The sequence below is a fragment of the Comamonadaceae bacterium OTU4NAUVB1 genome (genome assembly GCA_024372625.1).
GTDB lineage: Bacteria > Pseudomonadota > Gammaproteobacteria > Burkholderiales > Burkholderiaceae_C > Variovorax.
This window is the reverse complement of the sequence record CP099605.1, coordinates 281402-295351: the sequence shown is the minus strand read 5'-3', so window position 1 is coordinate 295351 and position 13950 is coordinate 281402. Positions and strand designations below refer to the sequence as shown.

The window sequence follows — 13950 nt, the reverse complement described above, 5'->3', positions numbered from 1 at the left end:
GCAGCCCCGCCTCGCAAAGGCCGATATCCTCGTAGGACACCCATGTCCAATCCCGACCCCGTCTCCCCCCTGCGGGCCCGCTACGGCGCGCGCTACCGGTGGTTCCTGCTGCTGTCGGTGATGGTGGGCGTGATGGCGTCCATCATGTCCTCGACCATCGTCAACGTGGCCATCCCCGACATGAGCCATTACTTCGTGCTCGGCCAGGAGCGCGCGCAGTGGGTGAGCTCGGGCTTCATGGTGGCGATGACGGTGTCGATGCTCACCACGCCCTGGCTGCTCGGGCGCTACGGCTACCGGCGCACCTACGTCGGCACGATGGTGCTGCTGCTGGCCGGGGGCGTGGCCGGCGGACTGGCGACGAACTTCTCGCTGGTGCTGGCCGCGCGCATCGTCGAGGGACTGGCCGCGGGCGTGGTGCAGCCGATCCCGGCCATCATCATCCTGCGCGCCTTCGAGCCGCACGAGCAGGGCCGCGCGAGCGGCATCTTCGGCATGGGCGTGGTGCTGGCGCCGGCCATCGGCCCGAGCATCGGCGGCGTGCTGGTGGACCTGTTCGGCTGGCGCTCGATCTTCTTCATGGTGGTGCCGTTCTGCATCGTGTCGATCGCGCTGGCCTACCGCTTCGTGCCGGTCACGGCGCCGGGCGGCGTGGCGGCGGCGCGCGACCGGGCGCTCGACTGGCGCGGCCTGCTGATCGGCACGGTCGGCACGCTGTGCCTGCTCAACGGGCTGGTGGCGCTGCGCGGCGACTCGACGCTGCAGGCCGGTGCGTTGCTCGCCGGCGCCGTCGTCGCGCTGGTCGCCTTCATCCGGCTGCAGCGACGCATGACGGCGCACGGCGAGGCGCCGCTGATGCACATGGGGCTGTTCGGCTACCGCCAGTTCTCGATGGGCAGCGTGGTGGCCTTCATCTACGGCGCGGCACTGTTCGGCTCGACCTACCTGCTGCCGGTGTACATGCAGGTGGCGCTGCACCTGTCGGCCTCGCACGTGGGCACGATCATGCTGCCGGCGGGCATCGTGCTGGCCTTCACCATCGCCGGCGTCGGGCGCCTGGCCGACCGCCAGCCGACCTGGCTGCTGGTGAGCATCGGCCTGGCGCTGCTGGCCGTCTCGTTCGCGCTGATGGTCACGCTGCGCATGGACAGCCGGCTGTGGTGGCTGGTGGCGTTCGCCGTCGTCGGGCGCATCGGGCTGGGCTTCATCCTGCCCTCGCTCAACCTGGGCTCGATGCGCCCGCTGGCCAAGCCGCTGATCCCCCAGGGCGCCAGCGCGATCAGCTTCCTGCGAATGCTCGGCGGCGCCGCCGGCGTGAGCCTGTGCGCCATCGCGCTCGAATGGCGCCTCGCCGTCCATGGCGACTCGCTCACCCGGGCGGCCAGCAGCCCGGCACGGCTCGCGGCCTTCAACGAGGTCTTCCTGATGCTCGCGTCGCTGTGCGCCATCGCGCTGCTGGCGGCGTGGCAACTGCGCACCGATGGCGACGCCCCGTCCCCTGCCCCGCGTCCCAAGGAGTCCTGATCCCATGTGCCAGCTGCTCGGCATGAACTGCAACACCCCCACCGACGTCACCTTCAGCTTCCGGGGCTTCGCCCACCGGGGCGGTCGCACCGACCACCACGCCGACGGCTGGGGCATCGCCTTCTTCGAGGACCGCGGTCTGCGGCATTTCGTCGACCACCTCCCCGCGTGCGAATCGCCGGTGGCCGAACTGATCCGCCGCTACCCGATCCAGAGCCGCAACGTCGTCGCCCACATCCGCAAGGCGACCCAGGGCCGCGTCAACCTGCAGAACTGCCACCCCTTCGTGCGCGAGCTGTGGGGCCGCTACTGGGTGTTCGCGCACAACGGCGACCTGAAGGATTTCCGGCCCCGCCTGCACGGCAGCTTCCACCCGGTGGGCGACACCGACAGCGAGCACGCCTTCTGCTGGCTGATGCAGGAGCTGGCCAAGTCGCACGCCGACGTGCCCAGCATCGAGGAGCTCACGCTGACGCTGCGCGAACTCGCGCCCCGCGTCGCGCGCCACGGCACCTTCAACTTCATGCTCTCCAACGGCCAGGCGCTGTGGTCGCACGCCTCGACGAACCTATGGTACATCGAGCGCCAGCACCCCTTCATGCTGGCGCACCTGGCCGACGAGGACGTCGCGATCGATTTCGCCCAGCACACCACGCCCGAGGACCGCGTCGCGATGGTCGTGACCGCGCCGCTGACCACCAACGAGACCTGGACCGCCTTCGCGCCGGGCGAACTGGCGGTGTTCGTCGACGGGCGCCGCCAGAGTTGAGCCAGGCTTAGTACCAAAGGTCGCATCCAAACAACACTGCGGCGGTTTCGCCCCAGCGAGCGAGCGCTCACCGGGACTGGATGAGGATAATAACGGTTCGCATTTGCGATGCCGTTCCTCGCTCATTTCCCATCCCGATGTCCTCCCTCTCCTGCTCCCTCCGTCCGGTCACGATCGCCGCCGCCCTGGCGCTCCACGCGCTCGGCGCCCTGGCGCAGACCCCGGGCGCGGCGCCCCCGGCCACCGCCGACGGCGGCGCCACGCTGTCCACCGTGACCGTCGAGGCCAGCGCCGACGCTTCGGCCGAAGGCCTCGCCAAGCCTTACGCCGGCGGCCAGGTGGCGCGCGGCGGGCGGGTCGGCATCCTGGGCACGCAGGACGTCATGAACACGCCGTTCTCCACCACCAGCTACACGCACGAACTCATCCAGGACCAGCAGGCGCGCAGCGTGGCCGACGTGCTGCAGAACGATCCGTCGGTGCGCGTCGCGCGCGGCTTCGGCAACTTCCAGGAATCGTTCTTCATCCGCGGCTTCATCGTCAATTCCGACGACATCGCCTACAACGGCCTCTACGGCCTGCTGCCGCGCCAGTACATCGCCTCGGAGCTCTTCGAACGCGTGGAGGTGCTGCGCGGCGCGAGCGCCTTCCTCAACGGCGCGACGCCCTCGGGCGGCGGCATCGGCGGCAACATCAACCTGCTGCCCAAGCGCGCGCCCAGCGAGGCGCTGACCGAGGTCAGCCTGGGCATCGCCACCGGCTCGCAGGCCTACGCCGCCACCGACATCGCCCGGCGCTTCGGCCCCGACCAGAGCCTGGGCATCCGCCTGAACGCGGCGCACCGCGACGGCGGCACCGGCATCGACGGCGAGCGCGTCAAGCTCGACCTGTTCTCCGTCGGCCTCGACTGGCGCGGCCGGAACGCCCGCATCTCGGCCGACATCGGCCACCAGGAACACCGCCTGAGCGGCACGCGACCGAACGTGACGCCCGGCGGCACGCTCACCGCCATCCCGCGCGCGCCCCACAACCAGACCAACTTCGCGCAGCCCTGGACGTACTCCAACGAGCGCGACACCTTCGGCACCGTGCGCGGCGAGTACGACCTCACGCCCGGCATCACGGCCTGGGCCGCCGCCGGCGCGCGGCGCGGCGACGAGGCCAACTCGCTCGCCGGCTTCACCGTGAACAGCGCGGCCACGGGCGCGGGCACCCAGTCGCGCTTCGACAACACGCGCCAGGACGACGTGCGCACTGCCGAACTCGGCGTGCGCGGCCGATTCATGACCGGCGCGGTGGGCCACGAATGGGTCGCGTCGTATTCGTTCTTCGACCTGGAGAAGAAGAACGCCTACGGACTCGGCACCGGCGCGGGCTCGTCGCTCGCGACCAACCTCTACCGCCCCGTCGGCTACGCGACGCCGGGCCTCGACTTCCTGGGCAACGATCTGGCCAGCCCGGCGCTCAACGGCAAGGTCCGGCTGCACAGCGTCGCCATCGGCGACACGCTGTCGTTCATGCAGGACCGCGTGCGCCTGACGGTCGGCCTGCGCCAGCAGAGCCTGGCGAGCCAGGACACGGCCTATCGCACGACCTTCAACGGCACGGTGTCCAACCCCGGCGGCGCCGTCACCGCCTACGACCAGAGCCGCACCAGCCCGGTCGCGGGCATCGTGTTCAAGGCCCGCCCCGACCTGTCGGTCTACGCCAATTACATCGAAGGCCTGTCGCAGGGCGAATCGGCGCCGGCGCAGCTCAACAACGCGCCGGTGCGCAACGCCGGTGAATCGCTCAGGCCCTACGTCTCCAAGCAGCAGGAGGTCGGCCTGAAGTACGACGGCGGCCGCATCGGCGCCAACGTGGCGCTGTTCTCCACCGAGAAGCCCCGCGCGCTGGTCAACGGTGCCGGCTTCTTCGTCTCCGAGGGCAAGGACCGCCACCAGGGCCTCGAACTCACCACCTTCGGCGAGGTGACGCGCGGGCTGCGCCTGCTCGGCGGCGTGACGCTGCTCGACGCCAAGCAGAAGGCCACCGGCACCGCCGCCACCGACGGCCAGCGCGTGATCGGCGTGCCGACGGCCCAGGGCAGCATCGGCGTGGACTGGGACGTGCCGGGCGTGCCGGGCCTGTCGCTCAACGGCCGCGTGGTCGCCACGGGCGGCAGCTACGCCAACGCCACCAACACCCTGCGCGTGGGCGGCTGGGGCCGGCTGGACCTCGGCGCGCGCTACGTGAGCGAGATGGCCGGCAAGCTGGTGACCCTGCGCGCGCGCATCGACAACGTGGCCGATCGCGATTACTGGGCGTCGGTGGGCGGCTACCCGGGCAGCGGCTACTTGGTGCTGGGCAACCCGCGCACCTTCAGCCTGACCGCCTCGGTCAACTTCTGAGGCGGCGCCCGGGCCCACCGGGCGTCGGTTTCCGCGCGGCCCGTCCTCAGGCCGCCGCCAGGTGCGCCTCCAGCGCATCGACGAACATCGCCGGCACGTCGAAGCCGGTCTGGTCGGTGATCTCCTGGAAGCAGGTCGGGCTGGTGACGTTGATCTCGGTGACCGAGTCGCCGATGACGTCCAGGCCGATCAGCAGCAGCCCGCGCGGCGCGAGCGTGCGGCCCACGGTCTCGGCGATCTCGCGGTTCCTGGCGGTCAGCGGCTGGGCCACGCCCTTGCCGCCGGCGGCCAGGTTGCCGCGCACCTCGGTGCCCTGCGGGATGCGCGCGAGCACGAAGGGCGCCGGCTCGCCCGCGATGATCAGGATGCGCTTGTCGCCCTCGGCGATCTGCGGCACGAAGCGCTGCACCATGAGGGTCTCGGCGCCGCCCTTGTTGAGCGTCTCCACGATCGAGCCGAGGTTCAGCGCGTCCTGCCGCACGCGGAAGATGCCCATGCCGCCCATGCCGTCGAGCGGCTTGAGGATGACGTCGCCGTGCTCGGCGTGGAAGGCCTTGACCGCCGCCTCGCTGCGCGTGACCAGGGTCGGCGTGGTGAACTGCGGAAACTGCATGATCGCCAGCTTCTCGGGGTGGTCGCGCAGCGCGCGGGGCTTGTTGACCACGCGCGCGCCCTCGCGCTCGGCCTGCTCCAGCAGGTGCGTCGCGTAGATGTACTCGGCGTCGAAGGGCGGGTCCTTGCGCATCAGCACGGCGTCGAAATCCTTGAGCGCCTTCGTCTCGACCGCGTCCTCGACGAACCACGCCACGGGCGCGCCGGTGAGCGTGATCCAGCGCAGCTGCGCCTCCACCACGCCGCCGGATCGCCACTGCAGGTCCTGTGGCAGGCACGCCGCGATGCGGTGCCCGCGCCGCTGGGCCTCGCGCATCATGGCGAAGGTGGTGTCCTTGTAGGTCTTGAATTGCTCGATCGGATCGGCGACGAAGAGGAAGTTCATGGTCGGTTCGGGGAGGAAGGATGCGGAGAGGAGGTGCCGGGGGCACGCGACGGGTCCGGTCCGGCCGGCGCGCCGGCGGACGTCGGGCCGGCGCGGTCGTCGAGCCTGATCTTGCAGGCCGGCGCGATGTCCTTGCCGGTCGGGGCCTTTGCCCGGCCGACGCGCTGCGCGGCGAGCGCCACGCCACCCGCCACCACCCCCCAGAAGGCAGAGCCGATGCCTGCGACCGTCACGCCCGAGAGCGTCACCAGGAAAGTGATCAGCGCCGCCTCCCGGTGAGGCTCGTCGCGCAGCGCCGCGGCCAGGCCGCCGCCGATGGTGCCCAGCAGGGCGAGGCCGGCGATGGCGGCGACCAGTTCCGCCGGGAACGCCGTCAGCAGCCCCGTGACGGCGGCGCCGAACAGGCCGATGACGACGTAGATCGCGCCGCAGCTCACCGCCGCCGTGTAGCGCCGCGCCGGATCCTCGTGCGCCTCGCGGCCCATGCAGATGGCGGCGGTGATGGCGCTGAGGTTGAGCGCGTAGCCGCCGAAGGGCGCGAGCACCAGCGTCGCCACGCCGGTCAGGGTGATGAGCCTGGAGATCGGCAGGTCGTAGCCGGCCGCGCGGATGGCCGCCACGCCCGGCAGGTTCTGCGACGCCATGGTCACGACGAACAGCGGCAGCGCCAGGCTGACGGCCGCCTGCCAGGTGAACACCGGCATCGTGAAGACCGGCATCGCCAGGCTGAAATGCACCGTCGACCAGGCCAGCTCGCCGCGCGCCGCCGCGAAGGCGACGGCCACCACCAGCGTCAGCGGCACCGCGTAGCGCGGCGCGAAGCGCTTGCCGGCCAGGTAGGTGCCCAGCATCAGCAGCACCAGCGGCAGCGCGGTCTGGGCGGCGGCGAAGCCGGCGAGGCCGAAGCGCGCCAGCACGCCGGCGAGCAGGGCCGAGGCGAGCGCCATCGGGATGCGATTCATGACGCGTTCGAACAGCCCGGTGGCGCCGGCCAGCGTGATGAGCGCCGCGCAGACGATGAAGGCGCCCACCGCCTCGCCCATCCCGTAACCCGCGCCGGCGGTGGCCAGCACGGCCGCGCCGGGCGTGCTCCAGGCGATCATCACTGGCTTCCTCAGCCACAGCGAGGGCAGGGCCGACGCCAGTCCCATGCCCAGCCCCAGCGCCCACATCCAGGAGGCGATCATCTCCGGCGTCGCGCCGAAGGCCCGCGCGGCCTGGAACACGATCACGACCGAACTGGTGAAACCCACCAGCACCGCCACGAAGCCGGCGGTGAAGGCGGAAAGGCTCAGGTCCTTGAGGAAACGCATCGCGCGATTGTGCCGGTCGCGCGACGCGCCCCGGGGCGCGACGGCGCGCCGCCACGGGCATGTGACTTGCTGCACGCGGTCACCCCGCCGGCTACCCTGGCCGACCCCGCATCCCGATGGAGCAGTGAAATGAGCATCCCCCCGACGACCGACGCCCCGCGACCGACCGATCCCGCCGCCGTGGTCGACGAGTTCCTGCGCCTGGTCATGATTCCCGACCCGGCCGCCGCCTCGCGCTTCACCGCGCCGGACATCCGCATCCGCTTCACCGGCAACCGCGCGATGACGCGGCCGGCCGACACCTCCGCCTTCAACGCGAAGCGCTATGCCTGGGTCAAGAAACGGATCGAACGCACCGAGGTGGTGGCCGGGGGCACGCCGGCGGAGACCGTGGTCTACAGCCTGGGCACGCTGCATGGCGCCTGGCCCGACGGCACGGCCTTCGAGGGCAACCGCTACGTCGACCGCTACGTGGTGCGCCACGGCCTCATCGTGGGCATGGACGTCTGGAACGACAGCGCCGAGTGGCTGCTGGTGCGTGCCGGCCTGGCCGCGTCCTGAGCGCCGAGGCCCCGCGATGACGACCCCCGACCCGACCTCCACCCGCTGGCCCGGCCGGCTCCCCGGCCACGGCCGCTTCGACTACCGGCCCATCACGCGGCGAGCGGACCACCTCTGGCCCAACGGCGCGCGGCTGGCGGTGTACCTGGGCTTCAACCTGGAGCACTTCGCCTTCGGCGACGGGCTGGGCGCGAACCTCGCTCCGGCCGCGCCGCAGCCCGACGTGCTCAACCACGGCTGGCGCGAGTACGGCAACCGCGTGGGCGCGTGGCGCTGCCTCGAGCTGTTCGACGCGCTCGGCCTGCCCACGGGCGCGCTGATCAACACCGCGCTCTACGACCACTGTCCGGAACTGGTGCGGGCCTGCGTGGCACGCGGCGACGAGCTCGTCGGCCACGGCCACAGCAACGCCGAGCGCCAGGGCGGCCTCGCCGAGGCCGACGAGCGCGCCCTGCTGGCGCGCTGCCGCGACCGCATCGCGCTGGAGAGCGGCCAGACGCCGGCCGGCTGGCTGTCGCCCTGGATCTCCGAGAGCGCCGCGACGCCCGACCTGCTGGCCGAGACCGGCTACGGCTACACGCTCAACTGGTGCCACGACGACCAGCCGACGCGCCTGCGCACGCGCGGCGGCGGCACGCTCTGGTCGGTGCCCTACCCGCAGGAGCTCAACGACATCCCGATGATCATGGGCCGCCAGATGGACATGAAGGACTTCACCGCCATGGTGATCGACAACTTCGACGAGATGCGCGAGCAGTCGCGCGCGCAGCCGCTGGTGATGGGCCTGGCGCTGCACCCGTACATCGTGGGCCAGCCCTATCGCCTGCGGCACCTGCGCACCGCGCTCGCGCACCTGGCGCGCGCCCGGGACCGGGGCGAGGTCTGGTTCACCACGCCGGGGGCCATCGCCGCGCACATGCGCACGCTGGCGGCCGAGCGTCCGGACGATTTCGCCTGACCGGTCGGCCCTAGACCGCCGTGACGTAGCGCCCCGGCTTGTGGTTGACCGCCAGGAACACGCTCATCACCACCGACCCCAGCACCGAGTACAGCACCCGGGTCGGCTCGATCGCCAGGAAAGCCAGCGCGACGATGCTGCAGTCGATGCACAGCTGCACCTTGCCGGCGCGCCAGCCGTGCTTCTCCTGCATGTAGAGCGAGACGATGGTCGCGCCGCCCAGGCTGCCGCGGTGGCGGGCCAGGAACAGGCAGCCCGCGCCCAGGAGCAGTCCGCCAAGCACCGCCGCGTAGGCCGGGTGCAGGCGCTCGATGGCGAACAGCGCGGGCGACCATTCGGTCATCGCCGAGAGCATCGCGATCGCGACGAAGGTCTTGAGCGTGAACTCGCGCCCCATGCGCACCCACGCGAAGCCGTAGAACGGCACGTTGACCAGGAAGAACAGCTTTCCGAAACCCACCCCCGTGAGGTAGTGCAGCAGGAAGGCGATGCCCGCCGCGCCGCCGGTCAGCAGCCCGACCTGGTTGAACAGGATGAGCGCGAGCGAGACGAACAGCGTGCCGGCGAAGATCGCCTGGGCGTCCTCGAAATGACTGTGGCGCAGGGAGGACATGGCGGGGCCGCAGCAAGAACCGGGCGCGGCGGCGCGTCGTTCCGCGCGCGGCGTCAGATCTCGATCTTCGAGCCCAGCTCCACCACCGCGTTGGTGGGCAGGTTGAGGAAGCCCGCGGCACCGCTCGCGTTGTGGTGCATCTGCGCGAACAGCTTCTCCCGCCAGGGCGCCATGCCGCTGCCGATCGTGGGGATGACGACGTCGCGCGAGAGGAAGTAGCTCGTCGTCATGCGTTCGAGCTGGCAGCCGCGCATGCGGGCGTTCTCCAGGGCGCGCGGCAGGTCGATGTCGTTCTTGAAGCCGTAGTTCACCACCACCTGCCAGCAGTGATGGCCCAGCGGCGTGATCTCCACGCGCTGCGCCATCGGGATCCACGGCACCTCGTGGCTGCGCACCGTGACGAACAGGTTCTGCGCGTGGAGCACCTTGTTGTGCTTGAGGTTGTGCAGCAGCGCGTTGGGCACCGACCCCGGCTCGGCGGTCAGGAAGACGGCCGAACCCTCCACGCGCACGGGCGGGCTGACGAAGACGGCGTCCAGGAAGCTGCGCAGGTCGATCGCGTCGGAGCGCTGCGCCTCGCCCATCAGGCGCCGGCCTTCCTTCCAGGTGATCATCAGCATGAAGATGCCCCCGCCGATCATCAGCGGGAACCAGCCGCCCTCGGGCAGCTTCAGCAGGTTGGAGGCGAAGAAGGCGAAGTCGATGACGAAGAAGGCCGAGGTCGCGCCGATGCACAGCGCGAGCGGCAGCTTCCAGGCGTAGCGGATCACGAAGAAGGTCAGCACCGTCGTGATGAGCATGTCGGTGGTCACGGCGATGCCGTAGGCGGCGGCCAGGTTGCTCGACGAGCGGAACATCACCACCGCCAGCACGATGGCCACGAACAGTCCCCAGTTGATGAACGGGATGTAGATCTGCCCGGCCGAGCGCACGCTGGTGTGCTCGATGTTCAGGCGCGGCAGGTAGCCCAGCTGGATCACCTGGCGCGTGACGCTGAAGGCGCCCGTGATGAGCGCCTGCGAGGCGATCACGGTGGCCAGCGTGGCCAGCAGCACCAGCGGCACGAGGGCCCATTCGGGCGCCATCATGAAGAAGGGGTTCTTCACCGCCTCGGGGTTCTCCAGCAGCAGCGCGCCCTGGCCGAAATAGTTCAGCGTGAGCGCGGGCATCACCACCGAGAACCACGCGATGCGGATGGGGCCCTTGCCGAAGTGCCCGAGATCGGCATAGAGCGCCTCGGCGCCGGTCACGCACAGCACGGTGGCGCCCAGGACGATGAAGCTGGTCATCGGGTTGTCCCAGATGAACCGGAGCGCGTAGTAGGGGTTGACCGCCTTGAGGATCTCCGGGTGGTTGAGGATCTGCGAGACGCCCAGCACCGCCAGCACCACGAACCACACCAGCGTCACCGGCCCGAAGAACTTGCCGATGCCCGCCGTGCCGCGCTTCTGCACCAGGAACAGAACGAACAGCACCACCAGCGTGATCGGGATGACATAGCGCGTGAAGTGCGGCGACACCACCTCCAGCCCCTCGACCGCCGACAGCACCGAGATGGCCGGCGTGATGACGCCGTCGCCGTAGAACAGGGAGGTGCCGAAGATGCCCACGGCCAGCAGCACGCTGCGCAGCCGGGGCTTGTCGGCCACCGCGCGCGAGGCCAGCGCCAGCATCGCCACCAGACCGCCCTCGCCCTCGTTATCCGCGCGCAGCACCAGCACCACGTACTTGATCGAGACGATGGTCGTCAGCGTCCAGAAGAACATCGACAGGATGCCGTAGACGTTCTCGATCGTGAACGGCACGTGGCCGTGACCGAACACCTCCTTGGTCGCGTACAGCACGCTGGTGCCGATGTCGCCGTAGACGACGCCGATGGCGCCCAGGATCAGGCCAGCCGAGGAGCTTTTGGGGGAGGACACGGGTCGGGGGAAACGACGTCGGCGTCTGAGCGGGCGGCACTGCCCGTTCGCGTCGCGTCGCCTGTTTTTCCGTTGGCTGTGGGGCCGCTATTCTGCCTTTGCCGCCCCGGGGCGGCAAAGATCGCGTACGCCTGTTACTCGTAGACCTCGGCGTCGGGGTCGGTGGCTTCCATTTCGTAGCTCGCCGCCACCATCGCCAGGCGGCCGATCACGCCGTACATGTAGAAGCGGTTGGGCGCGCTGGCGCCCGGCTTGGCACCCGGCTGGGGCAGGTGGGCGCTGTCGGAGAACGCCAGCGGCACGAAGCTCGCCCCCGGCAGGGCCAGGCTCTCGTCGGTGCTGCGCCCGGCGTGCACGCGGTAGAACCCGCCCACCACGTAGCGGTCCATCATGTAGACCACCGGCTCGGCGACGTTGTCGTGCACGCGCTCGTTGGTCAGCACGCCTTCCTGGACGATCACGTCGTGCACGCCCAGGCCCGGGCCGTCGCCAGGCTCGGCGGCGCGCTCGCGCGAGCGGCGGGCGAAGGCCTCGAAATCCTTGGCGTCACGCACCGTGGTCACGCCCATGCCCCGGCTGCCGTCGTCGGCCTTGACGATCACGAACGGCTTCTCGTTGATGCCGTATTCCTTGTACTTGCGCCGCACCTTGGCCAGCATGGCGTCGACGTGGCCGGCGACGTCGTCCTGCCCGGCGCCGGTGGACAGGTCGATGTCCCGGGCGTGCGTGGACATCGGATTGATCAGCCACGGGTCGATCCCCAGCAGCTTGCCGAAGCGCTTGGCGATCTCCTCGTAGCCGCGGAAATGGTTGCTCTTGCGGCGGATCGACCAGCCGGCGTGCACCGGGGGCAGCAGGTACTGCTCGTGCAGGTCCTCCAGGATGCCGGGCGTGCCGGCCGCGAGGTCGTTGTTCAGCAGGATCGTGCAGGGGTCGAAGTTCTTGATGCCCAGGCGGCGCTTGGTGCGCACCACCGGCTCCAGGGTCACGCTGTCGCCGTTGGGCAGCGCGATCGTGCGGGGCGACTTGATCGCCGGGTCGATGGAGCCGATGCGCACGTTCAGCCCCGCCATGTGGAAGATGCGCACCAGTTGCGCGATGCTCGACAGGTAGGAGGTGCTGTCCGACCGGTTCTCCGGCACCACGAGCAGGTTGCGCGCCTCCGGACAGATCTTCTCGATGGCAGCCTGGGCGGCCTGCACCGCCAGCGGCAGCATCTGCGCGGTGAGGTGGTTCCACCCGCCCGGGAACAGGTTGGTGTCCACCGGCGCGAGCTTGAAGCCGGCGTTGCGGATGTCCACCGCGCTGTAGAACGGCGGCGTGTGCTCCATCCATTCCAGACGGAACCAGCGCTCGATGGCCGGTGTGGAGTCCAGGACGCGCTGTTCGAGTTCGTTGATCGGGCCGGTCAGGGCGGTGACGAGGTGGGGGACCATACGGCGGCCTTGCGCATTGAGCGGAAATTGGGTGGGACTTCAGGATTTGGGGACGACGGGGCGATTCGCAACGCACGGCCGGGCGGGCCGACGGCGATCGCGCCCTGTCGCGAGCCCATCGCCCGCACCCGTCAGCCGCGAACCTCGCCCTGTCCGAGCACCACGTATTTCAACGAAGTCAGCCCTTCGATCCCGACCGGACCACGCGCATGAAACTTGTCGGTGCTGATGCCGATTTCCGCGCCCAATCCATATTCGAAGCCGTCCGCGAAGCGGGTGCTGGCGTTGACCATCACGCTGGCGGAGTCGACCTCGCGCAGGAAACGCTGGGCGTTGACGTGGTCGCGCGTGACGATGGCGTCCGTGTGGTGGCTCGAATAGCGGTTGATATGGGCGATCGCCTCGTCCAGCCCGGCCACCACCTTGATGCTGATGACGGCCGCGAGGTATTCCTCCGACCAGTCCGCCTCCACCGCGTCGACGATCCGCGCCGAGGCGGCCAGGGCGGCGCCGTCGGCGCGCAGGATGGCCGCCGCGGCCGGGTCGCAGCGCATCTCCACGCCCTTGGCCGCGAACACGGCGGCGATCTCCGGCAGGAACACCTCGGCCACCGAGGCCGCCACGAGCAGGCCCTCGGCGGCGTTGCACGGGCTGTACTTCTGCGTCTTGGCGTTGTCGACCACCCGCACGGCCATGTCCAGAGGCGCCGTGTCGTCGACGTAGACGTGGCAGTTGCCGTCCAGGTGCTTGATGACCGGCACCTTGGCCTCGCGGCTGATGCGCTCGATCAGCCCCTTGCCGCCGCGCGGGATGATCACGTCGACGAACTGCGGCATGGCGACGAGCTGGCCGACGGCCTCGCGGTCGGTGGTGCGCACCAGCTGCACGGCGTCGACCGGCAGGCCGGCCTCCTCCAGCGCCTCGCCGACCAGCCGCGCCAGCGCCTTGTTCGACTCGATGGCTTCCGAGCCGCCGCGCAGGATGGCCGCGTTCCCGCTCTTGATGGCCAGGCTCGCGGCCTCGATGGTCACGTTCGGCCGGCTCTCGTAGATCATGCCGAAGACCCCGATGGGCACGCGCATCTGGCCCACCCGGATGCCGCTGGGCTGCTGCTTCAGGCCGATGATCTCGCCGATGACGTCGGGCATGGCGGCGAGCTGCTCGCAGCCCAGGGCCACCGTCTCGACCACCGGCGGCGTGAGCTTCAGGCGGTCGACCATGGGCGCGGCGAGCCCGGCGGCGACGGCACGCTCGATGTCGCGGGCGTTGGCCTCGGCCAGCCCGGGGCCGGCCTCGCGCAGGCGGCGGGCCAGGGCCCGCAGGGCGGTGTTGCGGACGGCGGCGCTGGCCTTGGCCATCAGGGCCGACGCGGCCTTGGCCTGGGAGCCCAGGGCCTGCATGGATTCGTTCGGGTTGAAGGCGTTCATGCCGGCATTTTCCCATTGCCGGCGCGCGGGACCCGACCGC

At 70.4% G+C, this 13950-nt stretch carries 11 protein-coding genes; 5 read left to right on the top strand and 6 right to left on the bottom strand.

What is annotated here, in order from left to right; translation table 11 throughout:
* Nucleotides 1-42: 42 nt before the first annotated feature.
* The 3 genes from NF681_04775 (at nucleotide 43) to NF681_04765 (ending at nucleotide 4683) form a co-directional block, all read left to right on the top strand.
* Nucleotides 43-1524 (top strand): DHA2 family efflux MFS transporter permease subunit, encoded by a 1482-nt coding sequence (locus NF681_04775; GenBank protein UST54526.1) that lies wholly within the window; start codon nucleotides 43-45, stop codon nucleotides 1522-1524.
* Nucleotides 1525-1528: 4 nt separating this feature from the next.
* Nucleotides 1529-2293: a class II glutamine amidotransferase gene (locus NF681_04770; GenBank protein UST54525.1), complete on the top strand. Its 765-nt coding sequence runs from the start codon at nucleotides 1529-1531 to the stop codon at nucleotides 2291-2293.
* A gap of 137 nt (nucleotides 2294-2430) precedes the next feature.
* Complete coding sequence (locus NF681_04765; GenBank protein UST54524.1) at nucleotides 2431-4683, top strand: TonB-dependent receptor; 2253 nt, start codon at nucleotides 2431-2433, stop codon at nucleotides 4681-4683.
* 46 nt (nucleotides 4684-4729) lie between these two features.
* On the opposite strand, the gene gshB is transcribed toward NF681_04765, so the two are convergent.
* Both gshB and NF681_04755 read right to left on the bottom strand, forming a co-directional pair.
* The gene (gene gshB / locus NF681_04760; GenBank protein ID UST54523.1) at nucleotides 4730-5680 is read right to left on the bottom strand and encodes a glutathione synthase; all 951 of its coding nucleotides are present in this window, start codon (nucleotides 5678-5680) and stop codon (nucleotides 4730-4732) included.
* The gene (locus NF681_04755; GenBank protein UST54522.1) at nucleotides 5677-6993 is read right to left on the bottom strand and encodes a benzoate/H(+) symporter BenE family transporter; all 1317 of its coding nucleotides are present in this window, start codon (nucleotides 6991-6993) and stop codon (nucleotides 5677-5679) included. Before NF681_04755 ends, gshB begins: the two co-directional genes overlap by 4 nt.
* A 129-nt stretch (nucleotides 6994-7122) precedes the next feature.
* Between NF681_04755 and NF681_04750 the strand changes: the two genes are divergently transcribed.
* A complete protein-coding gene (locus tag NF681_04750) occupies nucleotides 7123-7554 on the top strand; it encodes a nuclear transport factor 2 family protein (GenBank protein UST54521.1) in 432 nt (143 codons plus the stop codon).
* Nucleotides 7555-7570: 16 nt separating this feature from the next.
* Nucleotides 7571-8512 (top strand): polysaccharide deacetylase family protein, encoded by a 942-nt coding sequence (locus tag NF681_04745; protein ID UST54520.1) that lies wholly within the window; start codon nucleotides 7571-7573, stop codon nucleotides 8510-8512.
* A 10-nt stretch (nucleotides 8513-8522) separates the two neighbouring features.
* Here NF681_04745 and NF681_04740 read toward each other — a convergent pair whose 3' ends face one another.
* From NF681_04740 to NF681_04725, 4 genes are all read right to left on the bottom strand, one after another.
* Nucleotides 8523-9125 carry a YitT family protein gene (locus NF681_04740; GenBank protein ID UST54519.1) on the bottom strand — a complete coding sequence of 201 codons (603 nt, stop codon included), beginning with the start codon at nucleotides 9123-9125 and terminating at the stop codon, nucleotides 8523-8525.
* Nucleotides 9126-9178: 53 nt separating this feature from the next.
* Complete coding sequence (locus NF681_04735; GenBank protein ID UST54518.1) at nucleotides 9179-11047, bottom strand: potassium transporter Kup; 1869 nt, start codon at nucleotides 11045-11047, stop codon at nucleotides 9179-9181.
* Nucleotides 11048-11181: 134 nt separating this feature from the next.
* Nucleotides 11182-12483: a glutamate--cysteine ligase gene (gshA, locus tag NF681_04730; protein UST54517.1), complete on the bottom strand. Its 1302-nt coding sequence runs from the start codon at nucleotides 12481-12483 to the stop codon at nucleotides 11182-11184.
* Nucleotides 12484-12614: 131 nt separating this feature from the next.
* A complete protein-coding gene (locus NF681_04725) occupies nucleotides 12615-13910 on the bottom strand; it encodes a glutamate-5-semialdehyde dehydrogenase (GenBank protein UST54516.1) in 1296 nt (431 codons plus the stop codon).
* Nucleotides 13911-13950 lie beyond the last annotated feature (40 nt).

Coding starts and splice junctions, on each gene's coding strand:
- gshA (UST54517.1), bottom strand. CDS start 12,483: ATGGTCCCCCACCTCGTCACCGCCCTGACCGGCCCGATCAACGAACTC.
- NF681_04770 (UST54525.1), top strand. CDS start 1,529: ATGTGCCAGCTGCTCGGCATGAACTGCAACACCCCCACCGACGTCACC.
- NF681_04750 (UST54521.1), top strand. CDS start 7,123: ATGAGCATCCCCCCGACGACCGACGCCCCGCGACCGACCGATCCCGCC.
- gshB (UST54523.1), bottom strand. CDS start 5,680: ATGAACTTCCTCTTCGTCGCCGATCCGATCGAGCAATTCAAGACCTAC.
- NF681_04755 (UST54522.1), bottom strand. CDS start 6,993: ATGCGTTTCCTCAAGGACCTGAGCCTTTCCGCCTTCACCGCCGGCTTC.
- NF681_04745 (UST54520.1), top strand. CDS start 7,571: ATGACGACCCCCGACCCGACCTCCACCCGCTGGCCCGGCCGGCTCCCC.
- NF681_04765 (UST54524.1), top strand. CDS start 2,431: ATGTCCTCCCTCTCCTGCTCCCTCCGTCCGGTCACGATCGCCGCCGCC.
- NF681_04725 (UST54516.1), bottom strand. CDS start 13,910: ATGAACGCCTTCAACCCGAACGAATCCATGCAGGCCCTGGGCTCCCAG.
- NF681_04740 (UST54519.1), bottom strand. CDS start 9,125: ATGTCCTCCCTGCGCCACAGTCATTTCGAGGACGCCCAGGCGATCTTC.
- NF681_04775 (UST54526.1), top strand. CDS start 43: ATGTCCAATCCCGACCCCGTCTCCCCCCTGCGGGCCCGCTACGGCGCG.